General features: G+C 63.6%; 25 protein-coding genes. 8 read left to right on the top strand and 17 right to left on the bottom strand.

Going from position 1 to position 26,483, the window contains the following annotated elements:
- Positions 1-129: 129 nt before the first annotated feature.
- The 3 genes from QC815_RS16280 (at position 130) to QC815_RS16270 (ending at position 4,626) form a co-directional block, all read left to right on the top strand.
- Positions 130-2,592 (top strand): DUF1266 domain-containing protein, encoded by a 2,463-nt coding sequence (locus tag QC815_RS16280; RefSeq protein ID WP_310541003.1) that lies wholly within the window; start codon positions 130-132, stop codon positions 2,590-2,592.
- Positions 2,593-2,706: 114 nt separating this feature from the next.
- Positions 2,707-3,405, top strand: a complete 699-nt coding sequence (locus tag QC815_RS16275; protein ID WP_310541002.1) for an NlpC/P60 family protein — start codon at positions 2,707-2,709, stop codon at positions 3,403-3,405.
- Positions 3,406-3,441: 36 nt separating this feature from the next.
- Positions 3,442-4,626 carry an MFS transporter gene (locus QC815_RS16270; RefSeq protein ID WP_310540999.1) on the top strand — a complete coding sequence of 395 codons (1,185 nt, stop codon included), beginning with the start codon at positions 3,442-3,444 and terminating at the stop codon, positions 4,624-4,626.
- Here QC815_RS16270 and QC815_RS16265 read toward each other — a convergent pair.
- Genes QC815_RS16265 through QC815_RS16245 form a run of 5 tightly spaced genes read right to left on the bottom strand, consistent with a single transcriptional unit; the run spans position 4,568 to position 9,439 of the window.
- Positions 4,568-5,236: an ABC transporter ATP-binding protein gene (locus tag QC815_RS16265; RefSeq protein WP_310540997.1), complete on the bottom strand. Its 669-nt coding sequence runs from the start codon at positions 5,234-5,236 to the stop codon at positions 4,568-4,570. The genes QC815_RS16270 and QC815_RS16265 overlap by 59 nt on opposite strands.
- Entirely contained in the window at positions 5,229-6,044 is an 816-nt protein-coding gene (locus tag QC815_RS16260) for an ATP-binding cassette domain-containing protein (RefSeq protein ID WP_230447526.1), read from the bottom strand. Before QC815_RS16260 ends, QC815_RS16265 begins: the two co-directional genes overlap by 8 nt.
- 13 nt (positions 6,045-6,057) lie before the next feature.
- On the bottom strand, positions 6,058-6,861 hold the full coding sequence (locus QC815_RS16255) for an ABC transporter permease (RefSeq protein WP_310540995.1): 804 nt from the start codon (positions 6,859-6,861) through the stop codon (positions 6,058-6,060).
- Positions 6,858-7,835, bottom strand: a complete 978-nt coding sequence (locus tag QC815_RS16250) for an ABC transporter permease (protein ID WP_310540992.1) — start codon at positions 7,833-7,835, stop codon at positions 6,858-6,860. Before QC815_RS16250 ends, QC815_RS16255 begins: the two co-directional genes overlap by 4 nt.
- Positions 7,826-9,439, bottom strand: a complete 1,614-nt coding sequence (locus tag QC815_RS16245) for an ABC transporter substrate-binding protein (RefSeq protein ID WP_310540990.1) — start codon at positions 9,437-9,439, stop codon at positions 7,826-7,828. The genes QC815_RS16250 and QC815_RS16245 overlap by 10 nt, the downstream gene beginning before the upstream one ends.
- Positions 9,440-9,554: 115 nt before the next feature.
- Here QC815_RS16245 and nikR point away from each other — a divergent pair, with 115 nt between their 5' ends.
- Entirely contained in the window at positions 9,555-9,956 is a 402-nt protein-coding gene (gene nikR, locus QC815_RS16240) for a nickel-responsive transcriptional regulator NikR (RefSeq protein WP_230447530.1), read from the top strand.
- A gap of 74 nt (positions 9,957-10,030) precedes the next feature.
- Here the strand turns inward: nikR and QC815_RS16235 are convergent, their stop codons facing one another.
- A complete protein-coding gene (locus QC815_RS16235) occupies positions 10,031-10,513 on the bottom strand; it encodes an FKBP-type peptidyl-prolyl cis-trans isomerase (RefSeq protein WP_230447531.1) in 483 nt (160 codons plus the stop codon).
- Positions 10,514-10,685: 172 nt separating this feature from the next.
- Here QC815_RS16235 and QC815_RS16230 point away from each other — a divergent pair, with 172 nt between their 5' ends.
- Positions 10,686-10,964: a hypothetical protein gene (locus QC815_RS16230; protein ID WP_230447532.1), complete on the top strand. Its 279-nt coding sequence runs from the start codon at positions 10,686-10,688 to the stop codon at positions 10,962-10,964.
- A gap of 84 nt (positions 10,965-11,048) precedes the next feature.
- Here the strand turns inward: QC815_RS16230 and QC815_RS16225 are convergent, their stop codons facing one another.
- From QC815_RS16225 to QC815_RS16185, 9 genes are all read right to left on the bottom strand, one after another.
- Positions 11,049-11,516, bottom strand: coding sequence for an outer membrane lipoprotein (locus tag QC815_RS16225; protein ID WP_230447533.1), 468 nt, complete (start codon positions 11,514-11,516; stop codon positions 11,049-11,051).
- Positions 11,517-11,795: 279 nt separating this feature from the next.
- Complete coding sequence (locus QC815_RS16220) at positions 11,796-13,394, bottom strand: isocitrate lyase (RefSeq protein WP_230447534.1); 1,599 nt, start codon at positions 13,392-13,394, stop codon at positions 11,796-11,798.
- A 290-nt stretch (positions 13,395-13,684) separates the two neighbouring features.
- Entirely contained in the window at positions 13,685-14,173 is a 489-nt protein-coding gene (locus tag QC815_RS16215) for a GNAT family N-acetyltransferase (RefSeq protein WP_230447535.1), read from the bottom strand.
- Positions 14,154-15,341, bottom strand: coding sequence for a cupin domain-containing protein (locus QC815_RS16210; protein WP_230447536.1), 1,188 nt, complete (start codon positions 15,339-15,341; stop codon positions 14,154-14,156). The genes QC815_RS16215 and QC815_RS16210 overlap by 20 nt, the downstream gene beginning before the upstream one ends.
- 86 nt (positions 15,342-15,427) lie before the next feature.
- Entirely contained in the window at positions 15,428-16,813 is a 1,386-nt protein-coding gene (purB, locus tag QC815_RS16205; RefSeq protein ID WP_310540983.1) for an adenylosuccinate lyase, read from the bottom strand.
- A 49-nt stretch (positions 16,814-16,862) separates the two neighbouring features.
- Positions 16,863-17,501: a high frequency lysogenization protein HflD gene (hflD, locus tag QC815_RS16200; protein WP_230447538.1), complete on the bottom strand. Its 639-nt coding sequence runs from the start codon at positions 17,499-17,501 to the stop codon at positions 16,863-16,865.
- The gene (gene mnmA, locus QC815_RS16195; protein WP_230447539.1) at positions 17,498-18,646 is read right to left on the bottom strand and encodes a tRNA 2-thiouridine(34) synthase MnmA; all 1,149 of its coding nucleotides are present in this window, start codon (positions 18,644-18,646) and stop codon (positions 17,498-17,500) included. The genes hflD and mnmA overlap by 4 nt, the downstream gene beginning before the upstream one ends.
- Positions 18,647-18,719: 73 nt before the next feature.
- Positions 18,720-19,160 (bottom strand): NUDIX domain-containing protein, encoded by a 441-nt coding sequence (locus tag QC815_RS16190; protein WP_230447540.1) that lies wholly within the window; start codon positions 19,158-19,160, stop codon positions 18,720-18,722.
- 2 nt (positions 19,161-19,162) lie between these two features.
- A complete protein-coding gene (locus QC815_RS16185) occupies positions 19,163-19,798 on the bottom strand; it encodes a pseudouridine synthase (protein ID WP_230447541.1) in 636 nt (211 codons plus the stop codon).
- A 236-nt stretch (positions 19,799-20,034) separates the two neighbouring features.
- On the opposite strand from QC815_RS16185, the gene QC815_RS16180 reads away from it, so the two are divergent.
- The 3 genes from QC815_RS16180 to clpA all read left to right on the top strand — a co-directional run bounded on the left by QC815_RS16180 (position 20,035) and on the right by clpA (position 25,239).
- Positions 20,035-22,269, top strand: coding sequence for an NADP-dependent isocitrate dehydrogenase (locus QC815_RS16180; protein ID WP_230447542.1), 2,235 nt, complete (start codon positions 20,035-20,037; stop codon positions 22,267-22,269).
- A 247-nt stretch (positions 22,270-22,516) separates the two neighbouring features.
- Positions 22,517-22,825 carry an ATP-dependent Clp protease adapter ClpS gene (gene clpS / locus QC815_RS16175; RefSeq protein WP_230447543.1) on the top strand — a complete coding sequence of 103 codons (309 nt, stop codon included), beginning with the start codon at positions 22,517-22,519 and terminating at the stop codon, positions 22,823-22,825.
- A gap of 137 nt (positions 22,826-22,962) precedes the next feature.
- Complete coding sequence (gene clpA / locus QC815_RS16170) at positions 22,963-25,239, top strand: ATP-dependent Clp protease ATP-binding subunit ClpA (protein ID WP_230447544.1); 2,277 nt, start codon at positions 22,963-22,965, stop codon at positions 25,237-25,239.
- Positions 25,240-25,365: 126 nt separating this feature from the next.
- Here the strand turns inward: clpA and infA are convergent, their stop codons facing one another.
- Positions 25,366-25,584, bottom strand: a complete 219-nt coding sequence (infA, locus tag QC815_RS16165) for a translation initiation factor IF-1 (RefSeq protein ID WP_007111068.1) — start codon at positions 25,582-25,584, stop codon at positions 25,366-25,368.
- A gap of 138 nt (positions 25,585-25,722) precedes the next feature.
- On the bottom strand, positions 25,723-26,457 hold the full coding sequence (locus tag QC815_RS16160) for an arginyltransferase (protein WP_230447545.1): 735 nt from the start codon (positions 26,455-26,457) through the stop codon (positions 25,723-25,725).
- Between the last annotated feature and the right edge of the window lie 26 nt (positions 26,458-26,483).

The following is a 26,483-nucleotide window of genomic DNA, read 5'->3' as shown; positions in this document are numbered from 1 at the left end:
GCAGCACCTTCCCGTAAATTGATTGCTTATCAAAGCGGCGTGCTATCGGCGTTTGGGGTGGTTTCCGTTACACTAGCGGGCTTTACGCTGGTCGGTGGCCGGCGGGTGTTTTTTTGTCGAGGTGGTCTCTTGGGTGACGCGTTGCATGCTTGGTGGGCGCAGCAGCTGGTGCTGTGCGATTGGCATTTTACGCCGCATCCGTTATCGGTGGATGCGGGGGCGGCGGAGCAGCGGTTGCTGCGCCAGGGCATTACCCATCGTGGTGAGCTGGCGACGCAATGGCTGGAGGCGCTGCATGCCCCCACAGGCGAGGCAGATCGGCTGTTGGCGGCGCTCGAGTGGGCGGCGCTGGCGGGGGCGGCTGGCTGGATAAGCGCTGACCAGGCAAGCGATTGGGCCTGCTGTGTGATGCAGCGCATTACCCAGGAGTACCGTGACCTGCGCGGCTGGCTGGGCGATGTGCGCCGCTCATTGGGCGTGCGCGGCTGGGCCACCGGTGCTGATGACCGCTTTATCGATGCCTGCCAGGCGTTGGGAGATTCGGAAGCCGAGGGCGTGGGCATTACCTGGGAGGTGTTCGAGACCGCGCTGCGCCGCCACGGCGAGGTCAACCTGTGGCCGAGCGAACCCGAGGCGCAGCCCTGGCGGCTGTGCGCGCTGTTTCGCCCGGTGCTCAACTATCCGGCGAGCACGCAGGACTGGCCCGACGCTGCCAGCTGGCTGCATACCGCCTGGGAAATCGAGGATCGTGACGAGCTGCTCACCGGCCTGCTGTGGCTGGGTGCCCAGGGTGAACGCCAGCGCTGGGACATTGAAGCGCGCGATTTATTAAGCATGGATACCGCCCAGCGCCAGGAGTGGCAGCGCAACGCCCGGGCCGAGTCCCGCCACGCAAGCGTACTGTGCCGCTTTGTGAACCAGGGCGAGCCACTGGAGTGGGCGGCCTGGGATTGGCTGCGCCTGGTCGAATTGGCCTGGGCGGGGGCGTGCAGCGGCTGGCTGAGCCAAGCCGAAGCGGATGCCTTCGCCGCCCACGCCGCCGAGCTGATGCCGCGCCGCTACCACGACTGGCGGGCGGTGATTGCCGCCTACCGGCGCGGGCAAAGTTTGTTCGACGGTATCGACCGTCGCGAGATGACGCCGTCCGCCCGTGAAAGCCTGCTGCTGCGCAGTCCGTTCAGCCCCTGGCAGACTGCCGTGGACAACCTGCTGCATGATGAGACCCAGGCGGCTTCCCGGGCGCTGCTCGGCCAATGGCGCAATACGCCGCATCACTGGCTGCTGACCCTGGCCGGCGTGCGCGAGCCGGACGCCATGCTGCGCCTGGCCAATCCCGCCGCGTCGGTAAGCGAGACCCAGCGCGGCGAAGCCGCCGAGTACCTGCATGCGTCGCTGGGGATGCACGCCGACGAGGGCGCCGCCGCCATTTCACGCTACTGGCTGCCGGCCCAGGCGCATCACTTGAACCAGCTCGCCGCCGATGCGGCCCATGGCGTGATGCCGCCGTCGGCGACGCTGTTCGGTCAGCCGGATTTCCCGGTCAACGCCCAGCGCCAGGCGTTGAAGGGCGTCAGTCGCCACGCCGCGACGATCCACATGGCCGAGAAGTTTGCCTTCTACCTGCACATGGCGCTGACCAGCGATGTGCTGGACGCCGAGCCGTTGCTGGAATACGCGCGTTCATTGCGCAACTGTTTATGCCGCTTTTACCCCAACGCCAAACGCCTGTTGGAAGCTTGGCTGGCATGGGAGGACTGCCTGCCGGAAAGCGAGCACGCCTCGCTGTGCAATGAAATTGCCTGGCACCTGGAGGATCCGGGTAGCCTGTTTCATTGGCTGGACTGGCGCGCCGAGGCCTGGAGTGAACCCAGCGAGCGGCCGACGCTCAGCCAGTTTACTGCGATGTCGCTGGTCGGGCCGCTGAACAGCGCCGTGTGGAGCGAGCCGCAGCCGGAAAGTTCCCGCGAGTGCGCGGAGATCCGCGAGTGGGTGGAAACCCATTACCACCTGGCCAGCGCCGAGGACATGCAGGCCTTCCTGACATCGATGCTGGAAGCGGGCGACCGCCAGGAATACCAGATCAACTACGAGCCCTATACGCTCAACCTCCAGCGTCTGGACGCTGAGATTGCCATTCTCGAATCCGGTGACTGCGTGGAGGAGGAGCGCCACCACCTGCTGCGGCTGCGGCGGGTGCGCGACAACGAAGACGGCTGCAACGACGTCGACATGGCCGCCTGGGACATCGCCCAGCTGGTTGACCTGGCCATTGCCGGGCGGCAGCTCGGCTGGCTGTCCGCCTCCGCCTTTGCCGATGTGCTGGCGCGTGCCTACCAACTGGCCGCCGAGCACTACGCCGGCTGGCAGGACTACGCGGCGGGCATGTACGCCGGGTTTTCGTTTTTCATGGGCGAAACGCCGGAGCGGGAAACCTTTCTCGCCAGCTTTCGCCAGGCGCTGGTCGCCTGGCTGTGCGCGGCGCCGGTACTGGCCGGGCCCTGGGCAAGCCTTGACTTTCCGGGCAACAAGCCGCGCCATTTTGCCCCGCTGCACATCGACACGCTGCCCGGCGATCAGCGCACGCTGCACTGAAACTCGCCTTCAAGGGGCTATTTGGCTTATAGTCTTAAGGTATCCAGGATGAGTGCGGTCATGCCTTTGTCTGACGCACTGTACGTTCTGCCAACTATCTACGAGGGATCGCGCATGGTTGCGTTGCCACCACCTGCTGTCACCGCTGTCCGTGTTGTGTGTCGATATACCTGTTTATGGCGCGAACGCCACGCGCCGCTGGCCCTGGTGGGCTGCGCCCTGGTGGTCGTGCTGAGCGGCTGTGCCAGCACGGCGCCACAGGACGACACCCCCGACGATTATTTTGCCCGTTCGATGCCGGGGTTGCCCGACGACTGGAAATCGCAGATGTCGCCCTCTGATGGTCAGTACGATGCGTTCGGCAACTGGCAGGCGGCGCCCGTCGAGCAGGTGCGCGAAGCACTGCTGGCGCAGCACGAACAGTGGGTGGGGACGCCGTACCGGCTCGGCGGCACCAGCCAGCGCGGGATCGACTGCTCGGCGCTGGTGCGCAATATCTTTCGCGACACTTTCGAGCTGGATCTGCCGCGTTCCACCCGGGGGCAAGTTCATGAGGGACGCCCGATCGACCGCCAATCATTGCGGGCAGGCGATCTGGTGTTCTTCCGTCCCCCGGGCGCCTACAACCATGTGGGCATTTACGTCGGCGACGGCCACTTCCTGCATGCGTCCAGCTCAAAAGGGGTGATCATTTCCCGCCTGGATAATGTCTACTGGAACCGTTACTACTGGCAGTCACGGCGGCCGCTGGCGCCTTCGCACCTGGCTAAGCTCAGCGAATCGCAGCCTTTGAGCGCGTCACAGTCCATGTAAGCGGCACCTGATTCGTCCCAACCTGCCAGGAACGGCATGATTGAAGCCAAGACCCGCGCCTGGTGGCGCGCTACCTTTGCCCTGTGTCTGGGCTCCTTTCTGGTGTTTATCAATCTCTATGCCCCGCAGCCGTTGCTGCCGGGGCTGAAAGAGACCTATGGCGTCTCCACCCTGGGGGTGAGCCTGCTGATGTCGGTGGCGACGCTGTCGCTGGCGTTGGCGCTGCTGGTGTTCGGGCCGCTTTCCGACGCCATTGGCCGCGAAGGCATCATGCGGATCACCTTGCTGCTGGCGGGCGGCTGCTCGTTGGCGCTGGCGTTTGCGCCTAATTTTGAAAGCTTGCTGGCGCTTCGCCTGGTGCAGGGCTTTGTACTAGGCGGGCTACCCGCGGTGGCGATTGCCTGGATGGGCGATGAGTTCGATAAACCGGCACTGCTCAGTGCGGTGGGGCTGTATATCGGCGCCAACTCGCTGGGCGGCATCAGCGGCCGCGTGGTCGGTGGTGCGGCGGCGGATATCGGCGGGCCGACGGCGGCGTTTCTCACCGTGGGCGTACTGACGCTCATCGGCTGCGCGGTGTTCTGGCGCTTGCTGCCCACCAGCCAGGCGTTTCGCCCCCAGCGCTTTCAGCTGGGCGTCGCGCTGAGCGACCTTGCCGGGCACCTGCGTACCCCGGTACTGCTTGCCGCCTATGCGCTGGGCGGTATCAACTTCCTGATTTTTATCAACCAGTACAGCTACATTACCTTTCGGCTTGCCGATGCGCCCTACCAACTGGCGGCGAGCAGCCTGGGGCTGATCTTTCTGACCTACCTGGGCGGCACCGTGGGGTCGACGCTCTCGGGGCGGCTGGCTCAGCGCTTTTCACCGGCGGCGTGCATGAGCGCGGGCGTGGTGATTCTGATGCTGGGCACGGCGATTACCCTGGCCGATTCGCTGGTGGTGATCATTGTTGGCCTGACCGTCAACGCCTTCGGGTTTTTCCTGGCGCACTCGCTGGCCTCCAGCTGGGTGGGACGCAACGCCCAGGGCGCCCGTGGCAGCGCTTCGGCACTGTACCTGGTGTTTTACTACGTGGGGGCGAGCCTCGGCGGTTTCTGGCTGGAGCCGTTCTGGCAGTGGGCGGGCTGGCAGGGCGTGACGCTGGGCTCGTGGCTGCTGCTTAGCGTGACGCTGGCGATTGCTTTGGGGCTATGGCGGGTGGAGCACCGTGACGTGTAGAGGGGCGCAGTCGCCCCTCGCTGAGCGTCAATCGGCGTGCACATAGGCGCTCCAGCAAGGCCGCGTCGTGGCTGATCACCAGCACGCCCAGTTGCCGTTCATCGGCCACTCGGCGTAGCCCCTGCCAGAGGTCAAGCTGGGTAAGCGGGTCGAGCATGCTGGAAATCTCATCGGCCACCAGGTAACGCACGCCGGGCACAAGGGCTCGCAGCACGCAAACCCGCTGCAGCTCACCCCCGGAAAGTGCCTGGGGAAAGCGGTTCATCCATGCCGACTCAATGCCGAAGGCGTCGCGCAGGGCATCGGGTGGCGTCCAGGCTTCTTCCAGAATTCGCTTGACCCGCCAGCGCGGATTTACCGCCAGCTCCGGCGATTGCGGCAGCCACTGCACAGGGCGCAGTGCGCGCCGGGGCGGCGGCGCGCCATCCACCGTTACCGTCCCCGCCTGGGGCGTTAGATACCCGGCCAGTAGCTGGCCCAGGGTGGATTTCCCCGCGCCTGAAACGCCGTCAACCCCCAGCCATTCCCCCGCCTCCAGCGTCAGCGAGACGTCATTGAGGATCACCGGCTGCCCGGCAACGCCATACCGAAGGCCGCTGGCGTCAAGCAACGTGCGGCGCCGGTTGCGTTTCGGGATGGCTGAAGTGGTTGTCCGGCAGTGCCCGCCAGAGCGCCTGGGCATAGCGCGTCGTCAGGGTGTGGCCGTCGCCCTCGAAGGCGGCGGCGGGAGCGGTCTCCACACAGCGGCCCTGGCGCATGATCGTCACCCGCCGGGCGATCGGCAGGGCGTGGCGCAGGTCGTGGCTGATCAGCAGCACCGCCTTGCCTTCGCGGGCCAGCGCGGCCAGCGCGTTGAGCACCCGGTCGCGCTGCTGCGGGTCGAGGCCCACGCTAGGCTCGTCGGCAATGATCAACTGGGCGCTGCTCACGTGGGCCATGGCGGTGAGTACCCGCCGCGCCATGCCGCCGGAGAGCTGATGGGGAAACGCCTGCTGGGCGCGTTCGTCCAGCTGGTAGTGGGCCAGCGCCTGCCGGGCGGTATGCTGAACGCGGGCGGCGGCGTGGCCGGCGCGCTTGGCCGCCCAACTGACCTGGCGCTGGCTGCGCACCAGCGGATCCAGGGCGCTGAGCGACTGGGGAATTAGCGCCAGTTCACGGCCGCGCAGCCGGCGCTGGCGGGCGGCGGTGAGTGGCTGGCCCTGGAAGGTCAGGCGGCCGGTTTGCCGGTAGGGCGCGGGCAACAGGCCCATCAGCGCGTGGGCCAACAAGCTTTTGCCCGCCCCGGAGGCGCCGATGACCGCATGTACCTCGCCGGGGTGAACCTCAAGCGAGACGTTACATAGCACCTCGGCCCATTGGCGCCGCCACCAGTTGGCGTAATAGGGCAGCTGTAGGGCTAGGTCGTCGATCTCAAGCATCGTTGTTTGCTCCTTAGCTTGTGGACCAGGCGCGCCGCAGCGTCTCGCCCAGGCGTTGGATGCACAGCACCATCAGCAGCAGCCCGGCGCCGGGAAATACCCCCAGCCACCAGTCGCCGCCGCTCACGTGGCGCATCGATTCGCCAAGCAGCACGCCAATCGCTGGCTGCTCGGCGGAAAGCCCCACGCCCAGAAACGACAGTGCGGCTTCGTGGAGCACCGCGTGGGGAAACAGCAGCAGTGCGCCCACCAAGCACTGGGGCAGCACTTGGGGCATCCAGTGGTAGCGGACAATGAATCTCCGCGACTTGCCCAGCGCCTGGGAAATCTGCACGTAGGGCGCCTGGCGGAGGTGCAGCAGCTCGGCGCGTAGTACCCGGGCAAGGCGCGGCCAGTGGCTCAGTGCCACGGCGATGATCACCGCGTGGGTGCCGCCGCCCAGGGTAAAGGCGATCATCAATAACAGCAGCAGGTGCGGCACGCTGAGTAGTGTGTCGATCGCGAGGCTCACCAGCGCATCCCACCGCGGGCCGAGCATGGCGGTAAGCGCCATGCCCAGGGCGATGAGGGTGCCGAACAGCGCCGCCAGGCTGCCCACCCAGAAGCTAAGCGTCAGCCCGGCCAGCGTTCTTGCCGCCATATCGCGCCCCAGCGCATCGGTGCCGAACCAGAAGTCCGTGCTGGGCGGTGTCAGGCGGGCGTCGAAATGCATCTGTCGCGGGGCATCGCCCAGCCCAGCGGCGACGATCATCACGCCCGCCAGCAGCAGCGCCGCCAGGGCGGTGCCGAGCAGTGCGCTCAGGCGCGGCTGACTCACCCCTGCCTCCGCAGCCGTGGGTCGATCAGCCGGTAGAGGCCGTCGGCGGTAGCGTTGCCCAGGCTCACCAGCAGCGCAGTGAACAGGGCGATGGCCATCAACAGCGGGACGTCGCTGCGCAGGGCGGCTTCCACCGTGGCGCGGCCCAGCCCCGGGTAGGCAAACACCTGCTCGATCAACATCACGCCGCCGAACAGCTCGCCAAGCGACGCGCAGGCCAGCGTGATGGCGGGCAGGCAAGCGTGGCGCGCGCCGTGCCGCCAGGCGACCTCCCAGCGGCTGGCGCCCTGGGCAAACGCCTGGGTGGCCACCGGCGAGGCCATCAGCTCGCGCATGCGGGCGCGGGTGTGCAGAGTAATCGGGGCGGTACTCAGCAGCGTGAGCGTGGCCACCGGCAGCGCCAGGTGGTGCAGGCGGGTCACCAGGCTCACCTCGTCGCTCAGGCTGCCGCTGGGCCCGGCGCAGCATACCGGCGTCCAGCCCAGGGTCACCGAAAACAGCAGCAGGCCGAGCATGGCCAGCCAGAACGCCGGGGTGGCAGCGGTGATGTAGGCGTAGCCGCTGATGACGCGATCCAGAGAGCTTTGGTCCCGCACGCCCGCCAGCACGCCCAGCGCAAAGCCGAGCAGGGCGGAGAGCAGCCAGGCAAGCCCCAGCAACGCCAGCGAGCCCTGAAAACGCTGGGTAATGACCTCGCTAACCGGCTGGTTGTAGACGTGGCTCCAGCCCAGTTCGCCGCTCGCCAGCTGGCCCAGCCAGTGGCCGAACTGCATGAGCGGTGGCTGATCAAACCCCCAGCGTGCGGCGATCAGCTCGCGCTGCTCGGCGCTGGCCTGGGCGATTTGCGGGCCCAGATAGGCGTCGATGGGGTCGATGGGCGAGGCAAGCATCAGGCCGAACGTCAGCCCCGCCACGCATAGCAGTACCAGGGCCATGCGCAGCAGGCGAACGCTCAGCAGGCGGATTACGGGCATGTCCAGCGCCAGTCGAGCAGGTTGGCGGTAATTGGCCAGCCGTGGCCGTGGGGCGCCACGCCCAGTTCGCCAACGTCCAGGCAGGCATCGGCGGCGTAGACGTGGTCGAGGTTGACCAGCCACGCCCAGGCGGCATCGCCGTGCACGCCGTAGCCGGTGTCGCCATCCCACTGGGCGTCGCGCCAGTGGCGGTTGGCTTGCTCGACGCTCGCGGCGGCCTGGGCGGCGTCCAGGTGATCATCCACGGTGGCGTTGGCGTAAAAGCCGCTGTTGAAGTAGCCGTCTCCCGCGTGGCGGCTGTGAAACAGCGTGTAGATTTCCTGGGGGCTGCGGCTGCCCCAGCCGAACAGCACCGCGTCCTGGTGCATCGCTTCGCGGCGTAGCTCGTTCCATGGGCGGCGGGTGGGCTGCATATCGATGCCCAGTGGGCGGACCATCTCGGTGCTGGCTTCGGCAAGCCACTGGCGGGTGATGTCGCCGCTTGGGTAGCTGAGCCTGAAGCGGGCGGGCTGACCGTGTTTTTTGCGCAGGCCGTCGTCACTGCGCTGCCAGCCGGCATCGTCGAGCATCGCTGCGGCGCGCTCGAGGTCGGGGGCATCGAGGATTTCGTCGGGACGGCTCCAGGGCATGTCATCGGCGGGGCTAAAGGCGGCGCGGCCGTGGCCGTTGAGCGCGACCTCGACCAGGGTGTTGCGATCCAGGGCCAGGTTGATGGCGTGGCGAATCGCCGGGTCGGCGGTAACGTCGTTGCCGATGGGCGCGCCATTCTTGGCTTGCTCGCCCCGGTCAGGCACGGTGGGAAACAGGATTCCCCGGTTATCGACGCTCTGCATGACAAGGCGCTGCATGCTATCCGGGTAGGCGTCGTCAAGGGCAGGCGGTACGCTGGCGAGGTCCACCTGGCCTGCCTGGGCGGCGCGCAGGGTGGTGTCTTCCCCGGTGAACAGGAATACCAGGCGCTCGAACGGCGGCGTGGGGCCGTAGAAGTACGGGTTGCGTTCGACGATCAGCTGTTCGCCTTCCTGCCATTCGACCAGCCGGTAGGGGCCGCTGCCCAGGGGCTTACGGCCGTAATCCTCGTCGTAGCCGTTTTCACGGCGGGCGGCGGGCACGATGCCCAGGCTATACAACTGGTCGATAAAGGTAATGCGTGGGGCGTGAAGGGTTATGCTGACGCGATGATCGTTTATCGCCTCGGCGCGTTTGAGGGCGCTCAAGTCGGCGCGGCCGCCGGCCTCGGCGGCGGCGTTGAAGGTGTAGGCGACGTCTTCAGCGGTCAGCGGCGTGCCGTCGGCAAAGCGGGCGTCGTCGCGCAGCGTCAGCTGCCAGGTGCGCCGGTCATCGGAGAGCGACCAGTCGGTGGCGAGCGCCGGGCGGGGCGAGAAGTCTTCGCTCTGAGTCAGCAGCGTCGACTGAAACAGCGGGTGGCCGTATTGGCCCCAGCCCAGCAGCGGGTCGAAGCCCTGCTCGGGTTCGCCGCCGATCGCCAGCGTCAGCGTTTCCTTGGCGGACGCCGGGCTCGTCGACAGCAGGCAAGCGACGCACAGGCTCGCTAGGGTGCAGACGGCTCGCCGCCTTGGCTTGATTGGCATCGTGGTGGGCATGGAAGACACGCGCTCGACGAGTATGATGTTTTGTTAATATCATCATACTGGCGGGCAGGGGTCAATTTGGGAAGGCAATGTCGGCAAGGGCATGTCAACGGAGAGGGGGAAAACGATGCAGCGAGTAACGGTAACGCTTGACGAGGAGTTGCTGGGGGAGGTAGACGCGCTGATACAGGAACGCGGCTACCAGAACCGTTCCGAGGCAATCCGCGATTTAACCCGCAGCGGGCTCCAGCAGGTGCGCGAGGAAGCTGCGCCTCAGGCGCCGTGCATGGGCGCGCTGGTGTACGTCTACGACCATGCGGCGAGGGAGCTCTCCAAGCGCCTGACGCGCCATTCCCACGCCAATCATGACCTCACGCTGTCGACCCTGCACGTGCACCTCAACGCGGAAAGCTGTATGGAAGTCGCACTGCTCAAGGGCCAAAGCGACCAGCTAAAGCAGTTTGCCGCTGAAGTCACCTCGTCGCGCAGCGTCCGCCACGGCCGCCTGGTGCTGATACCGGAGGAGTGAACATAAAAAAGGCGACCGCTTGGGTCGCCTTTTCGCATGACACGTATGGGCTGAAAACAGCCGTGGGGCTGAGCTTAGTGCTCTTCGCCGCCTTCACCGTGTACATGGCCGTGTTCAACTTCTTCTTCGCTGGCTTCGCGTACTTCGGCGATTTCAACGTCAAAGTTGAGGTGCTGGCCGGCTAACGGGTGGTTGCCGTCAACGACGACGGTGTCGCCTTCAACTTTCTTCACGGTGACCATCAGCGGGCCGCCTTGAGTCTGTGCCTGGAACTGCATGCCCGGCTCGACGCTTTCAACGCCTTGGAACGCATCGCGCGGCACTTCTTGCATCAGCTGTTCCTGAACTTCGCCGTAACCTTCTTCAGGCGCTACTTTGACGTTCAGCTTTTCACCAGTGGCGCGACCTTCAAGCTCTTTTTCCAGGCCGGGAATGATGTTGCCCGAGCCGTGGAGGTAAGTGAGCGGTTCGCGGCCTTCGGAACTGTCTAGCACTTCACCTTCATCATTGGTTAAGGTGTAGTGGAACGCGACAACCGAGTTTTGCGCAATTTGCATTAAATGACCTTTCGGTGAGTGCATGTCCCAACATGGTAACGCGTGAGCGCTGGCTTGTCAGGGGGTAGCGACGGTTTTTCCGCCTTCCACCTTTAGACGGTATTGCGCCCTGGGTGGCGCAGAGCTACCCTAGCGCGATACTTTTCTCGACGCACCTTCTACGGAGCATGACATGACCCTAATAGTGATTTGGCTGATCGCCCTGGTGCTGATTGGTTACCTTGTGAATTCCCGCTGGGACACCGTGAGTGCCGGGCTGGATAAAATGCTGCCAGACGTGATGAAAACCCACGGTGATAACCGCTGGCTGTGGGTCTCGGCGCTGGCTGTGCTTGGCGCGACGACGCTGATCCGCCCGGTGGATATCCTGCTGGTGGGTATCCTGATCGGGATTATCGGCCTGGTGGTTTACAAGCTGATCAACTGGGCATCCAGCAAAGCCCTCCATTGATCCACGCCGTGAACCGGTGACTGGAAACACAAGCGCCCCGCCAGCATCGCTGGCGGGGCGCTTTGCTTTGGCTGCGCTTGGCGTTTAGTAGGGCGCGACGCTGACGTTGGCACCGCTGCCAATCAGGCGGACGCGCTGACCGGGCTGAAACTGGCGGTCGGCGCGCTGGACGACGACCACGTCGCTGCCGTTATCGAGGGCGATTTCCAGCTCGAGCGCGTCAATGCGGTTAGTACGCTCTTCAGCGGCGGTACCGGCGACCGCTCCCCCCAGGGCGCCGACGACCGTGGCGAGCTGGCGGCCGGAGCCACCGCCTACCTGGTTACCCAGCAGACCACCGATGACGGCACCGCCGCCGCTACCCAGCAGGCCTCCCGCGCGGCTGTCCGCCTGGATTTGCACCGGGCGTACGGCGGCAATGGTGCCCAGCCTTACGCTCTGGCTGGTCTTGGCCTGATTGCCGCTGTAAACATCGCCGGAATAGCCCGCTGTATTGGCGCAGCCGGCAAGCGTCAGCACGCTGAGTGCGGCAATGGGAAGAAAACGTTTCATGGACACCTCCGAGGGGTTCACAGAATCACGCCGGCACGACGCAATGATGTGGCTAGATTATAAAACAGTGTTCGGTAACAACATACCCGATAACGCAGACGTTGAACAGCGGTCTGTTGTAACGCCCGATTATTCCTCCAAGTGTAGCCGCTGATTAAGCATGAAGTGTGCAAGACCCGATGAAAAAACGCGCAGCGAAGTATAAAAAACGCCCGGAAGATAGCGGCTTCCGGGCGTAAGGCGGCTGGCCTGGGCCAGCCGTGGGTCAGATAGCCGGCGTTAGCCGAACTGGTTCATGGTGTTGTCCTTGCCGCCGGCCTTCAGCGCCGCATCACCGTGGAAGAACTCCTTGTGGTCGTCGCCGATGTTGGAGCCGGCCATGTCCTGGTGACGCACCGTGGCGATGCCCTGACGGATTTCTTCGCGCTGGACTTTCTTGACGTAGGCGAGCATGCCTTCGTCGCCGAAGTAGTCCTTCGCCAGGTTATCGGTGGACAGCGCCGCCGTGTGGTAGGTGGGCAGGGTGATCAGATGGTGGAAGATCCCCGCTTCCCGTGCGCCGTCACGCTGGAAGTTGCGCGTCCATTCGTCGGCCAGCTGGCCAAGCTCGGTGTTGTCGTACTCGACGCCCATCAGCTTGTCGCGGTCGTAGGCCGAGACGTCCTTGCCTTCTTTTTCCCAGGCATCGAACACTTGCTGGCGGAAGTTGAGCGTCCAGTTGAACGACGGTGAGTTGTTGTAAACCAGCTTGGCATCCGGGCAGACTTCGCGGATACGGTTGACCATGGCGGCGATCTGGCCGACGTGGGGTTTTTCGGTCTCGATCCACAAAAGGTCAGCGCCGTTTTGCAGGCTGGTGATGCAGTCGAGCACGACGCGGTCTTCGCCGGTGCCGGGCTTGAACTGGTAGAGGCCGGAGGCCAGGCGCTTGGGCTTGACCAGCTTGCCGTTTTGCTTGATGACCACGTCGCCGTTGTTGATGTCGTCGGCCGACGTGATCTCGTCGCCGTCGAGGAAGCTGTTGTACTGGTCGCCCAGGTCGCCCGGCTCGTTGGTCACGGCGATCTTCTGGGTCAGGCCGGCGCCCAGCGAGTCGGTGCGCGCCACGATGACGCCGTCTTCAACGCCCAGCTCGAGGAAGGCGTAGCGGACGGCGTTGATCTTGGCGATGAAGTCTTCGTGGGGCACGGTCACCTTGCCGTCCTGGTGGCCGCACTGCTTCTCATCGGATACCTGGTTTTCCAGCTGGATGCAGCAGGCACCGGCTTCGATGAACTTCTTGGCCAGCAGGTAGGTGGCCTCGGCGTTACCAAAGCCGGCGTCGATGTCGGCAATGATCGGCACGATGTGGGTTTCGTGGTTGTCGATCTTGCTGATCAGTTCCTGCTCGTTGCTGCGGTCGCCGGCTTCCCGGGCGTCGTCCAGCGCGCGGAAGAGGTGGTTGAGCTCCCACGAATCGGCCTGCTTGAGGAAGGTGTAGAGCTCTTCGATCAGGTTGGCGACTGAGGTTTTCTCGTGCATGGACTGGTCGGGCAGCGGGCCGAACTCGGAGCGCAGCGCGGCAACCATCCAACCGGAGAGGTAGAGGTAGCTACGCTTGGTGGTGCCGAAGTGCTTCTTGATGGAAATCATCTTCTGCTGGCCGATGAAGCCGTGCCAGCAGCCCAGCGACTGGGTGTAGTGGGCGGTGTCGGCGTCGTAGGCGGCCATGTCGTCGCGCATGATCTTGGCGGTGTAGCGGGCGATATCCAGGCCGGTATGGAAACGGTTCTGGGCACGCATACGCGCGGCGTATTCAGGCTTGATGTTGTCCCATTTGCCGCCTTGCGCTTCGCGTAGTTGGGCCAGTGCCTTGATCTCTTCGAGCAGTCCAGTCATGAGCTAATCCCTCCGGGGTTGTGATAGCGATGCGCATGTAAGCAGATTCTTATGCTGCACCTGCGAAGTCGCTTTCAGCATCGTTCAATTTGCTTGACGTGTCTTTAAGAAATAAGTCTCTTAATAGAACGTCGTAAGCGCGGTGTTTCGGGCAGTCCTTGCGGCACTGCAGTAAAAACACTATCCCCGAAGGCGAGGGCGGCAACAATTGACACTTGGGGGCAGGCAGCGTTGTAGCTCGACTACAGCCGGGCGACAACGCGGCAGGTTTGTGTAGTGGAATTTCGTGATTAGCGGGAAGCGGGGTCGTCGAAGCTCAGGGTCATGTCGCGGTGGGGGATGCCCGCATCCATGAATTCGTCGCCGTGGGCGATGAAGCCGAGGCGTTCATAAAACGCCAGGGCGTGAAGCTGGGCGCTGAGCGCTACCTGGCGGTGGCCGAGGCGTTGGGCAGCGGCGACCGCGGCGTCCATCAGTCGGCCGCCGATACCGGCGCCGCGGGCCTCGGCAAGCACCGCCACGCGGCCAATATGGCCATCGGGAAGTAGCCGCGCGGTGCCCACCGGCTGACCGTTCAGGTAAGCCAGGAAGTGACGGCAGGCGGGATCCTGGCCGTCCCATTCTTCGTCTTGGGGCACCCGTTGCTCGTCGATAAACACCACGCGGCGGATGCCGCTTGCGATGTCGCCCAGCAAGGCCCAGTCGCCTTCCTGGATCACGACCGAGGCTGGGTCGACCGGCAGGGCGTCGCGGGGTATGTTATTCCTCGTCGTCGCCATCGTCGTCCTGCATCCAGCTCAGGCTGCCCGCGTTGACCAGTTGGGTGAGCAGCTGCTTGGCACCGGGCAGTTCCAGCACGTCATCGTGCAGCGGCGCCGTGGAGGCCAGCCGCTTGGCCAGCGGTTCGGCGCAGGCATAGGCCTCGCCGTCGGCAAACAGCGTGGTGGCATCCTGCTCGCTGCGCCAGGCGAAGCGCGAACCGGGCATGTGGTACAGCGGTTCGCCTTCCTGTAGCTGAGCAACAAGGCTTGACTCGCTCAAGGGCGGATCCATGGGCACGACCTGGTCGACATACTTGGGCTGGGTCATCGCGCGGCCGAACCACTGGGCGATTTGTTGGGGGTTGTCCAGCGTCGAGAGAATCAGCTGGCGCATACGCTCTACCGAGACATCGTCCAACTCGCCGCTGTGAGCCGCAGGTACTCGTCCGGCGTCGCTGTAGCGTAGCGAGGCGGGTAGCTGTTCACCCCGGTAGTCGGCGTAGGAGGTGACCGCCTCATCGGCTGACGGCGCGCGGAAGCCCACGGACATGGTCATGCAGTCCTCGGACTGGCTGACGCCGTGATGGGCCCAGCCTGGCGGCAGATACAGCATGTCGCCGGGTTCCAGCACCCAGTCCGAGTCGCTTTCTACCTCGAAGGTTTCCAGGATGCGCAGGTCGATGCCCTGGATGATCGGCGCGTCGTCGCCGGGCTGGCCGCCCAACTGCCAACGGCGCCGGCCGCTGGCCTGAAACAGGAAGACATCGTACTGGTCGACGTGAGGGCCGACGCTGCCGCCGGGCGGGGCGTAGCTGATCATGACGTCGTCCAGCCGCCAGCGGGGCAGGAAGTCGAACTCATCCAGCAGGGCGGCTACCGAGGGCAGATAGTGATCTACCGCCTGCACCAGCAGGCTCCAGTTGCGCTCCGGCAGCCGCTCGAAGGTGGCTTCATCGAAGGGCCCGTGGGAGACCTGCCATGCACCCTCGGGGCCGTTTTCTTCCACCAGGCGGGCCTCGATGCCGGGTTCGCAGGCCAGTCCCGCCAGCTCGTCGGGTTCGATGGGGCTGATGTAGTCAGGGATGGCCCCGCGAATCAGCAGCGGTTTTTGCTGCCAGTAGCTGGCCAGAAATTCTGCCGGGGTCAGATCGCCTAACAGGGTAAGTGGCTCGTCGGAAGGGTGCATGACGTTATCCTAGTGCGAAGGTTCGCAATGAAAGTATTGGGGGTGACCGGCCAAGCGGCCACCCACCGATGCGCGTTTAACCCGGATTATAGTGCATCCAGTTGCTGGCGCAGGGCTTCTGCCTGGGCTTGGGCGTTGCCGATGTAGCGGGCCGGCGACAGGGCCTTGAGCTCGCTTTTGACGTCGTCGGGCAGTGCTAGGGTGTCGATGAAGGCGGCAAAGCCGACCTGGTCGATACGCTTGCCCCGGGTCAGTTCCTTGAGCTTTTCGTAAGGTTTTTCAATGCCGTAACGGCGCATCACGGTCTGAATCGGCTCGGCAAGCACTTCCCAGCTGTTATCCAGATCCGCCTCGAGACGTTCGGGGTTGGCTTCGAGCTTGCTGATGCCCTTGAGGCTGGCGTGATAGCCGATCAGGCCGTAGGCCAGGCCCACGCCCAGGTTGCGCAGCACGGTGGAGTCGGTCAGGTCGCGCTGCCAGCGCGAGATCGGCAGCTTCTGCGCCAGGTGGCCGAGCACGGCATTGGCCAGGCCCAGGTTGCCTTCCGAGTTTTCAAAGTCGATGGGGTTGACCTTGTGCGGCATGGTCGACGAACCGATTTCGCCTTCCACGGTGCGCTGCTTGAAGTAGCCCAGCGAAATGTAGCCCCAGACGTCGCGGTCGAAGTCGATCAGGATGGTGTTGAACCGGCAAATGGCGTCGAACAGCTCGGCGATGTAGTCGTGGGGTTCGATCTGGGTGGTGTAGGGATTGAAGCTCAGCCCCAGGCCTTCCACGAAGGTGCGTGCGTTGGCTTCCCAGTCGATCTCGGGGTAGGTGGCCAGGTGGGCGTTGTAGTTGCCCACCGCACCGTTGATCTTGCCAAGCACCTCGACGCGCTCGATCTGCTTGAGCTGGCGCTTGAGGCGATAGGCCACGTTGGCCATTTCCTTGCCCAGCGTCGTGGGGCTGGCGGTCTGCCCATGGGTGCGCGAGAGCATCGGCTGGGCGGCGTGGGTAATGGCCAGCGTGGCGATATCGTCGGCGACGTTGTGCATCACCGGCAGCAGCGCCTGGAGGCCGTCAGCGAGCATCACGCCGTAGGAGAGGTTGTTGATGTCTTCCGAGGTGCAGGCGAAGTGAATGAACTCGGTGACCGCGTGCAGCTCGCTGTTATCGGCAATCTTTTCCTTGAGAAAGTACTCCACCGCCTTGACGTCGTGGTTGGTAGTGCGCTCGATGTCCTTGATGCGCTGAGCGTCTTCCACCGAGAAATCGCGGATCAGCTGCTCAAGGGCGGCGGTGGCCTGGGCGGAGAGCGGCGGCACCTCGACGATCTGGCTGTGTTCGGCAAGGCGCTGCAGCCAGCGCACTTCCACGATGACACGGGCGCGAATCAGGCCGAATTCGCTGAAGTGTTCGCGCAGCGCCGCGGCTTTGCTGGCGTAGCGGCCGTCAACGGGGGAAAGGGCGGTCAAGGCAGACAGTTGCATGGCATGGTTTCCAGGTCGGTAAAGCGGCTAGACGTAAGCGTCAGCAGGGTTAGGATAAGTCATCGAGGGCACGGCGCAAGGCGTTGCGCTGGAACATCAGCTTCCAGCGGCGGCCGCCTTGCTGGTGCCACAGCAGCGCAAAGCGGATGCCGGCCATCAGGCAGGCACGCACGCGCTCGGGCATCATGCGGGTTTGCAGCAGCGAGGGGTCGCCCTGCACCACAATCCGGGTCTTGAACGTCGAGATGGTCTCCTGGTAAGCCTCGCCAAGGCTCGCGATCACGTTTTCATGGGTGCTGCCGAAGTGTTCGGCCTGGCCCTGAATATGGCTGAGCTTTTGCCCCAGGGTGTCCATCATGTTGCGGTTGCCGCGCAGCTTGTTCATCAACAGCAGCAGCGAAAAGCCATAGCGCAGCACCACCGGGTTGGCCTGCTGCCGGCCCACCAGCATCTCCAGGACGTCCAGGCCACGGCGCAGGTTGTTGGGATGTCCGCCGTAAATGTCTTCGAAGCTGTCGGGGTTGGGATCCACGGTGCCCTGGATCAGCGTTTCCCAGGCGCGGGTGTCGACATGGCCGGTGCGGGCCAGCTCGTCTACCAGGCTGGCGGCCTGGAAGACCCCGGCAAGCGCCAGGGCCTGACGGGCGGCCGGGGTTTCCGGTGCGCGGTGTATCGGCGTTGGGCTCATGCGGCTGCCTCGGTTGCCTTCCATGTGGAGTGTATAACGCCGCCGCCCAGGCAGATGTCGCCGTCGTAAAGGACCAGCGACTGGCCAGGCGTTACCGCCCACTGGGGGTCGTCAAAGCGCACCTCGACGCCGCCATCGGGCAGGACGCGGATTTCGCAGGCGCAGTCGCTCTGGCGATAGCGGGTTTTGGCGCTGAAGCGTCCCTTGGCAACCGGCGGTTCACCGGCCACCCAGTCCATCGGCTCGGTGGTCAGCGCATCGCTGTAGAGCAGTGAATGGTGCTTGCCCTGCACGGCCACCAGCACGTTGCGTTCGAGGTCTTTCTCCGCGACGTACCAGGGATCCTCGGAGTAGTTGGCCAGCCCGCCGATACCCAGCCCCTGACGCTGGCCCAGGGTGTAGTACATCAGCCCCATGTGATCGCCGATGACGTCGCCGTCCGGGGTTTCGATCTTGCCGGGCTGGGCGGGCAGGTACTGCTTGAGAAAGTCGCTGAAGCGGCGCTCGCCGATGAAGCAGATGCCGGTAGAGTCTTTCTTCCTGGCGGTGACCAGGCCGTGTTCCTCGGCCAATGCGCGTACTGCGGGCTTTTCCAGCTCGCCGACCGGGAACAGCGTACGGGCGATGGCCGCCTCGGGCACTGCGTGGAGGAAGTAGCTCTGGTCCTTGTTGGCGTCCAGGCCCTTCAACAGCCGCGGGCGCACGTCGCCATTGCCCTGGCGAACCTGTCCTTCACGGACATAGTGGCCGGTGGCGATTTTCTCCGCGCCGAGCATCTCGGCGTACTCGAGAAACACCTTGAACTTGATTTCCCGGTTGCAAAGGATATCCGGGTTGGGCGTGCGGCCTGCCTGGTACTCGGCCAGGAAATGCTCGAACACGTTGTCCCAGTATTCGGCGGCAAAGTTGGCGGTATGCAGCTTGATGCCTAGTTTTTCGCACACCGCTTCGGCATCGGCGAGGTCTTCTTTCGCCGTGCAATATTCCGTGCCGTCGTCCTCGTCCCAGTTCTTCATGAACAGGCCTTCCACGTCGTAGCCCTGTTGCAGGAGCAGAAGCGCGGATACGGAGGAATCAACCCCGCCGGACATGCCGACAATCACCTTGCCGGTGGCGGGAGTGGAGGTGCCAGTGGTGGATGTCATCGCCATCCTCGGTTGGAGTGGTATGCAATTGGGTGAGGATTATACACGATGCAGCCACGCCGCTTCGAGTGCTTCACTCACGGATCACGGCCAGCGGGTAGCCGCGTGCGGCCAGGGCATCCTCGATGCGCGTGACCACCAGCGGACTGCGCAGCCGCCCGGCGGCATCAAGGGCGCGAATCTCGGCAAGCGTCAGCCAGTGGGTGGCGGTGATATCGTTGTCCAGCGGGGTGTCCAGAAAGCGGCCGGGCGTGGCGATGAACCCGTGGCTGTGGAACGTCTGGCCCTTGGGTGTATGAAAGATATATAGCCCCAGGTAGCCGGTCAGCGTGACCTGCCAGGCGGTTTCTTCGGCGACCTCGCGCAGGATCGCGGCGATTGGCCCTTCGCCGGGTTCGATATGCCCAGCGGGCTGGTTGAAGACCGTGGATGACCCGCCGCGGGCCTCCTCGACCATCAAGAAACGCTCGCCTTGCTGGATGACGCAGGCGGCGGTGCTATGAATGGCGTTCATGGTCAACTTGGGCGTCCTTTTGTTGGCCGCCGGCGCTGCTTTTGAACGTGCCTGGAGGTCGGGTTTTGACGCTGGTTGGGCGTCGTTATGCGGGGCGCGTGGAGGGTTTCCCGGCGCCATTCGCCGGGCTGAAGACCGTCCAGCTGCCAGGCGCCAATCGCGGCGCGAACCAGGCGCAGGGTGGGGAATCCGACGTGGGCGGTCATGCGTCTTACCTGCCGGTTACGGCCCTCGCTGATGGTCAGCTCCAGCCAGCTGGTCGAGGGGTGGCGTTTGGGGTCAATGGCCGGGTCGCGGGGCGCAATGGCGGGCGGTTCAATGCGCCGGGCCTTGGCAGGCAATGTCGGGCCATCCTTTAGCGTCACGCCGTTTTTCAGCGCGGCCAGTGCGGCCGTGTCGATCTGGCCTTCGACCTGCACCCAGTAGGTTTTCGGCTGCTTGTGGCGGGGATGGGCGATGCGGTGAATCAGGCTGCCGTCGTCGCTGAGCAGCAGCAGGCCTTCGGAGTCGTAGTCGAGCCGGCCGGCGGCGTAGACGCCGGGCACGTCGATGACATCCGCCAGGGTGGCGCGCCCCTGACGGTCGGTGAACTGGGAGAGCATGCGGTAGGGTTTATGCAGTAAATACAGGTTGCTCATGGTCTCGTCGGGGCGGCCCTTGATTTGTCGACAACCGCTCATGCGGTTAAAGTTCAGCGCTGGTATACTCCTGCGTGACCGCTGGGGTCGTCATCACCACCACCGATTAATCACCTTGTGAATAAAGGAGTCACCCAAAAGACTCCGCACGCTTAGCGGTAAGGTTTCTTGCTTGTATAGCCGCTTAGCTTACGAATTAATAATCACAGCGACAGAGAAAAGAGGTTAACGCAAAAATGTCCAAAACGCCGAAGATCATTTATACGCTCACCGACGAGGCCCCTGCGCTAGCGACCTATTCGTTGTTACCGATTATCGATGCCTTTACCGACTCGGCGGGCATTATCGTCGAGACGCGTGACATTTCCCTTGCCGCCCGCGTGCTGGCCCAGTTCCCCGACCTGCTGAGCGATGAGCAGCGCGTCAGCGACGACCTCGCCGAGCTTGGCCAGCTGGCGACCACGCCCGAAGCCAACATCATCAAACTGCCTAACATCAGCGCCTCTGGCCCGCAGTTGAAGGCCACGATCAAAGAGCTTCAGGGCCAGGGCTATCCGCTGCCGAACTACCCCGACGAGCCGAAGAACGACGAGGAAGCCTCGATCAAGGCGCGTTACGACAAGGCCAAGGGCAGCGCGGTCAACCCGGTGCTGCGCGAAGGCAACTCCGACCGTCGCGCCCCCAAGTCGGTCAAGAACTACGCGCGCAAGTATCCGCATCGCATGGGCGAGTGGAGTGCCGACTCCAAGTCCCACGTGGCGCACATGAGCGAAGGCGACTTCTACGCAAGCGAGCAGTCCGCGGTGATCAAGAGCGCCACCAAGCTCAAGATCGATCTGGCCCAGAAGGACGGCACCCACACCGTCCTGAAGGAAGCCCTTGCGGTGCAGGAAGGTGAGGTGATCGACGCGGCCTGCATGAGCAGCCGTCGTCTGCGCAACTTTATCGACAGCCAGATCAAGGACGCCAAGAAAAACGACGTGCTGTTCTCGCTGCACCTGAAGGCCACCATGATGAAGGTGTCCGACCCGATCATGTTCGGCATGGTCGTCGAGGAGTTCTATAAAGACGTCCTCGAAAAGCACGCCGATGCCCTGACGCTTGCGGGCTTCAACCCCAACAGCGGGATTGGCGACCTGTACAGCTCGATCGACAAGCTGCCCGGCGAACAGCAGGACGCCATCAAGGCCGATATCGAGGCGCTGTACAAAGAGCGTCCGCCGATGGCCATGGTCAACTCGCACAAGGGCATCACCAATCTGCACGTGCCCAGCGACGTGATCATCGATGCGTCCATGCCGGCGATGATCCGTGACTCGGGCAAGATGTGGAACGCCAACGACGAGCTGCAGGATGCCAAGGCGGTGATCCCGGACCGCTGCTACGCGACCATCTATCAGGCGGTGATCGAGGACTGCAAGAAAAACGGCGCTTTCGACCCGACCACCATGGGCAGCGTGCCCAACGTCGGTTTGATGGCTCAGAAAGCCGAAGAGTACGGCTCCCACGACAAGACCTTCCAGATTCCCGCCGATGGCACCGTGGTCGTCAGTGACGAAAACGGCCATACGCTGTTCCGCCACGAGGTCGAAGCCGGCGACATCTGGCGCATGTGCCAGACCAAGGATGCGCCGATCCAGGACTGGGTGAAGCTGGCGGTGACCCGCGCGCGGGAAAGCGGCGCGCCGGCGATTTTCTGGCTCGACGCCAATCGCGCCCACGATGCTCAGCTGATCGACAAAGTCGAAACCTACCTGAAAGACCATGACATTAGCGGCCTGGATATCCGTATTCTGCCGCCGGTCGAGGCCATGCAGGTATCCCTTGAGCGCATTCGCAAGGGCGAAGACACCATCTCGGTCACCGGCAACGTGCTGCGTGATTACCTGACCGACCTGTTCCCGATCATGGAGCTGGGCACCAGCGCCAAGATGCTGTCCATCGTGCCGCTGATGAACGGCGGCGGGCTGTTCGAAACCGGCGCCGGCGGCTCCGCGCCCAAGCACGTTCAGCAGTTCCTCGAAGAGAACCACCTGCGCTGGGATTCGCTGGGCGAGTTCCTGGCGCTGGCGGCGTCCCTCGAGCATCTGGGCAGCCGCTTTAGCAACGCTCGCGCCACGCTGCTCGCCAACGCGCTGGACAACGCCAACGGCAAGTTCCTCGACAGCAACAAGTCGCCGTCGCGCAAGGTCGGCGAGCTGGATAATCGCGGCAGCCATTTCTACTTGGCGCTATACTGGGCAGAGGCTTTGGCCGCCCAGGACGAAGACGCCGAGATGAAAACGCTGTTTGGGCGTCTGGCGGAAACGCTGAAGGCCAACGAAGCGGCTATCGTCGACGAGCTCAATAGCGTTCAGGGCCAGCCGGTGAATATCGACGGCTACTTCCGTCCCAGCGGTGAGCTGGCAAGCCAGGCCATGCGTCCGAGCGAGACGCTGAACAATGCCCTGGCGATGGTCGCAGCCGACTGACACGTTAGACCGCCGCTGTGAAAAGCCCTCGTCCGCTCGTCGGGCGGGGGTTTTTTGTCCGGCCCAGTGTGATAATTTTGATGTTTCCATGAACCCTTGCTGATTGCGCGCGTCTGATAGAGTGAATCCTGCATACGTCAGACGTTGCCCGTCAGCCGAGAGATGATAACCCTTGCTGCTTATGTCCCATAACGACAGTTCATCCCCGGAGGCGCCGTTCCTTCAAACGGGCATGACGCGTCCCGATATGCCTGAATACGATGACGACCTGACGGTGCAGTCTGCCGAGCCTGAGCTGGCTCAGCCGCCGCTTTACAAGGTGGTACTGCATAACGATGACTTCACGCCGATGGAGTTCGTGATCGAAGTACTGCAGGGCTTCTTCAACATGGATAGTGAAAAAGCCGTCCAGGTGATGCTGGCGGTGCATACCCAGGGGAAAGCGACCTGCGGTGTGTTCACCCGCGACATTGCCGAAACCAAAAGTTACCAAGTGAATGAATACGCCCGGGAGTGCGAGCACCCTTTAATGAGCGACATAGAAGCCGCCGATTGAGAACGTTGAAAAAAATCGGTAGGTGGGCTTGCAACTGTACGCTTTGTACCCGATGTTGAAAGTGCCGGTCGATTAAACTGATCCGACGCAAGCCCTGGTGGCGATATGCCCTAGGTAGTAGCGAAAAGGGGACTGCCATGCTGAGCAAAGAACTTGAACTGACCCTGAACACGGCTTTCACCGTGGCGCGATCAAAGCGTCATGAGTTCATGACCGTCGAGCACCTGTTGCTGGCGCTCCTGGACAATGCGTCTGCGGTGGATGTACTGAAAGCCTGCGGGGCGAATCTCGACAAGCTGCGGTCCGATTTGCAGGACTTCATCAACTCGACCACTCCTCTGATTCCTGAGGGTCAGGGCGACCGTGAAACGCAGCCGACCCTGGGCTTCCAACGGGTACTCCAGCGGGCCGTCTTCCACGTCCAGTCGTCTGGAAAAAGCGAAGTCACCGGCGCCAACGTGCTGGTGGCGATTTTCTCCGAACAGGAAAGCCAGGCGGTCTACTTCCTCAAGCAGCAGAACGTTGCCCGGGTAGACGCGGTCAACTACATCGCCCATGGCATCTCCAAGGTGTCGGGTCACGGCCCTTCACCGTCGCCGTCACAGCAGGAAGGCGAGGAAGCCGAAGAGGGCAGTGCCGAAGGCGCTGCCCATCCCCTGACCGGCTATGCCACCAACCTCAACGAACAGGCGCGGCTAGGCAAGATCGACCCGCTGATCGGGCGCGACCACGAGCTTGAGCGCGTGGTGCAGATCCTGGCTCGCCGTCGCAAGAACAACCCGCTGCTGGTGGGCGAAGCCGGCGTCGGCAAGACGGCGGTCGCCGAGGGGCTTGCCAAGCGTATCGTCGAGGAAGACGTCCCCGAGGTGATTGCCGATGCGGTGGTCTACTCGCTGGACATGGGCGCGCTGCTTGCGGGCACCAAGTATCGCGGTGACTTCGAGAAGCGCCTGAAGAGCCTGCTCAGCGAGCTGCGCAAGCAGCCTAACGCGGTGCTGTTCATCGACGAGATTCACACCGTGATCGGCGCGGGCGCGGCGTCAGGCGGCGTCATGGATGCCTCCAACCTGCTCAAGCCGCTGCTGTCGTCGGGCGAGTTGCGCTGCATTGGGTCGACCACGTTCCAGGAATTCCGCGGTATCTTTGAAAAAGACCGCGCCCTGGCGCGTCGTTTCCAGAAAGTCGACGTGATGGCGCCTTCGGTGGAAGACACCATCAAGATCCTTCAGGGCCTGCGTTCGCGGTTTGAAGAGCACCACGAGCTCAAGTACACCGACGGCGCGCTGGAAAGCGCGGCGCGGCTGGCGGATCGTTACATCAACGACCGCTACCTGCCGGACAAGGCCATCGACGTGATCGACGAGGCCGGTGCGCATCAGCGCATGCTGCCGCTGGAAGTGCGTACCGATACCATCGACGTGGAACAGGTCGAAGCGGTGGTCGCATCGATTGCACGGATTCCGCCCAAGAGCGTTTCCAGCTCGGACCGCAAGCTGCTCGAGAAACTGGATCGCGATCTGAAAATGCTGGTGTTCGGTCAGGACGAAGCGATCGATACGCTGTCGGCGGCCATCAAGCTGTCACGCGCCGGGCTGAAATCCCCGGACAAGCCGGTGGGCAGCTTCCTGTTTGCTGGCCCCACCGGGGTGGGCAAGACCGAGGTGGCCAAGCAGCTGTCGCACATCATGGGCATCGAGCTTGTGCGCTTCGACATGTCGGAGTATATGGAGCGCCACACCGTGTCACGCCTGATCGGTGCGCCTCCCGGCTACGTCGGCTACGACCAGGGCGGACTGCTCACCGAGGCCGTCACCAAGCAGCCGCACTGCGTGCTGCTGCTGGACGAGATCGAGAAGGCGCACCCGGAAGTCTTCAACCTGCTGCTGCAGGTGATGGATCATGGCCGCCTGACCGACAACAACGGCCGCGAAGCGGACTTCCGCCATGTCATCCTGATCATGACCTCCAACGCCGGCGCCGAGCAGGCCGCGCGTCGCTCGATCGGTTTCCAGAATCAGGATCACTCGACCGATGCCATGGAAGTCATTCGCCGCACCTTCTCGCCGGAGTTCCGCAACCGTCTGGACGGCATCATCCAGTTCCATTCGCTGCCGACGTCCGTGGTGCGCAACGTGGTCGACAAGTTCCTGATCGAGCTGCAGGCCCAACTGGACGAGAAGCGGGTTCAGCTGGAAGTCGACGATATGGCCCGCAATTGGCTGGCGGATCAGGGTTACGATCCGGACATGGGGGCACGCCCGATGGCGCGCTTGATCCAGGAGAAGCTCAAGAAGCCGCTGGCCGAGATGATTCTGTTCGGCGAGCTTGCCGAACAGGGCGGTATCGTCCACGTCAGTCTGGAAGAGGGCGAGCTGCGATTGTCCACCGAGTCAGAAATGGCCGATGCGCCCTAACGGGCGCGTCACACAATGCCAACAACACAGCGCCCTGTCATCGACGGGGCGTTGTCGTTTTGGCATGCTGGCATCGGTAACGGGCGAGAAAGGAGGCAGGGCGCCGTAACGCCTTGCGGGGCGCCGTTAGCGCGAACGGTAGACGATGCGGCCTTTGGAAAGATCGTAGGGCGTCAGCTCGACCTTGACCTTATCGCCGGTGAGGATGCGGATGTAGTTCTTGCGCATCTTGCCGGAGATGTGGGCCGTCACGACGTGGCCGTTTTCCAGCTCAACACGGAACATGGTGTTGGGCAGGGTATCGACAATAACGCCTTCCATTTCAATATGATCTTCGCGTGCCATATAGGCAGTTCCTCACTTGATGTAACGTAATGGGTATGCTCAAAACGATTGGGCATACGGTGCTCGGTTATCGGCACCGTCTCGAATAGCGCTATATTGTGCCGCAAGCCTGGCGTCAAGGCAAAAAAGCGTGGCGGATTACCGAATTAATTCTCGCCACTGGCGGCCGTCCAGCACCTCGAGCGGGGTGAAGTTCTGCTTGTATTGCATCTTGCGGCACGCCTCTATCCAGTAGCCGAGGTACAGGTGGGGCAGCGCCATGTCCTTGGCCAGTTCGATCAGCTGCAATATTGCCAGGGTGCCCAGGGAACGCTTGTCCAGAGCCTCGTCGACGCTGAAGAAGGTATAGATCGCCGAGAGGCCGTGCTCAAGCTGGTCGAAGGCGGCAACGCCTACCAACTGATCGTCCAGATACAGCTCCATCAACTGGGCGTAGGGCTCGTCGAGGGTCAGAAACGTCCGGTACTGTTCACGGCTGGGCGGGTACATGTCACCGTCGGCGTGGCGGTGGTGGATGTAGTCGGCGTACAGCGCGTAGTGGCGGGCGTCGTAGCGTGCCGGGATAATGCGCGTGGTGATATCCGCATTGCGCCGGCTGACGCGCCGCTGGGTGCGGTTGGGGGTGAAACGATCCACCGGTACGCGCACCGAGCGACAGGCGTTGCAGCCTTCGCAGTGCGGGCGATACAGATGGCGGCCGCTGCGCCGGAAGCCGAGCAGAGAGAGCGAGTCGTAAACGCCGGGAATCGGCGACTCCTGGGGATCCAGGAATAACGTGGTCGCTTCCTGATCGGGCAGATAGCTACAGGCATGCGGCACCGTCAAGAAGAAGCGCAAATCGCGTACGAGCCGACGGGGAGCGTTGCTGCTCACTGTTTGCCTCCTGGTTCCGAAAGGGG

Source organism: Vreelandella gomseomensis (assembly GCF_031451645.1).
Taxonomy (GTDB): Bacteria; Pseudomonadota; Gammaproteobacteria; order Pseudomonadales; family Halomonadaceae; genus Vreelandella; species Vreelandella gomseomensis.
Note: the sequence above shows the minus strand (reverse complement) of the source record. Positions and strands in the feature narration are given on the sequence as shown.

Coding starts and splice junctions, on each gene's coding strand:
- purB (WP_310540983.1), bottom strand. CDS start 16,813: ATGCAACTGTCTGCCTTGACCGCCCTTTCCCCCGTTGACGGCCGCTAC.
- QC815_RS16220 (WP_230447534.1), bottom strand. CDS start 13,394: ATGACTGGACTGCTCGAAGAGATCAAGGCACTGGCCCAACTACGCGAA.
- QC815_RS16185 (WP_230447541.1), bottom strand. CDS start 19,798: ATGAGCAACCTGTATTTACTGCATAAACCCTACCGCATGCTCTCCCAG.
- QC815_RS16180 (WP_230447542.1), top strand. CDS start 20,035: ATGTCCAAAACGCCGAAGATCATTTATACGCTCACCGACGAGGCCCCT.
- mnmA (WP_230447539.1), bottom strand. CDS start 18,646: ATGACATCCACCACTGGCACCTCCACTCCCGCCACCGGCAAGGTGATT.
- QC815_RS16225 (WP_230447533.1), bottom strand. CDS start 11,516: ATGAAACGTTTTCTTCCCATTGCCGCACTCAGCGTGCTGACGCTTGCC.
- clpS (WP_230447543.1), top strand. CDS start 22,517: ATGCCTGAATACGATGACGACCTGACGGTGCAGTCTGCCGAGCCTGAG.
- hflD (WP_230447538.1), bottom strand. CDS start 17,501: ATGAGCCCAACGCCGATACACCGCGCACCGGAAACCCCGGCCGCCCGT.
- QC815_RS16230 (WP_230447532.1), top strand. CDS start 10,686: ATGACCCTAATAGTGATTTGGCTGATCGCCCTGGTGCTGATTGGTTAC.
- QC815_RS16235 (WP_230447531.1), bottom strand. CDS start 10,513: ATGCAAATTGCGCAAAACTCGGTTGTCGCGTTCCACTACACCTTAACC.
- QC815_RS16260 (WP_230447526.1), bottom strand. CDS start 6,044: ATGCTTGAGATCGACGACCTAGCCCTACAGCTGCCCTATTACGCCAAC.
- QC815_RS16210 (WP_230447536.1), bottom strand. CDS start 15,341: ATGCACCCTTCCGACGAGCCACTTACCCTGTTAGGCGATCTGACCCCG.
- QC815_RS16250 (WP_310540992.1), bottom strand. CDS start 7,835: ATGCCCGTAATCCGCCTGCTGAGCGTTCGCCTGCTGCGCATGGCCCTG.
- QC815_RS16245 (WP_310540990.1), bottom strand. CDS start 9,439: ATGCCCACCACGATGCCAATCAAGCCAAGGCGGCGAGCCGTCTGCACC.
- QC815_RS16190 (WP_230447540.1), bottom strand. CDS start 19,160: ATGAACGCCATTCATAGCACCGCCGCCTGCGTCATCCAGCAAGGCGAG.
- infA (WP_007111068.1), bottom strand. CDS start 25,584: ATGGCACGCGAAGATCATATTGAAATGGAAGGCGTTATTGTCGATACC.
- QC815_RS16215 (WP_230447535.1), bottom strand. CDS start 14,173: ATGGCGACGACGAGGAATAACATACCCCGCGACGCCCTGCCGGTCGAC.
- QC815_RS16270 (WP_310540999.1), top strand. CDS start 3,442: ATGATTGAAGCCAAGACCCGCGCCTGGTGGCGCGCTACCTTTGCCCTG.
- QC815_RS16275 (WP_310541002.1), top strand. CDS start 2,707: ATGGTTGCGTTGCCACCACCTGCTGTCACCGCTGTCCGTGTTGTGTGT.
- nikR (WP_230447530.1), top strand. CDS start 9,555: ATGCAGCGAGTAACGGTAACGCTTGACGAGGAGTTGCTGGGGGAGGTA.
- clpA (WP_230447544.1), top strand. CDS start 22,963: ATGCTGAGCAAAGAACTTGAACTGACCCTGAACACGGCTTTCACCGTG.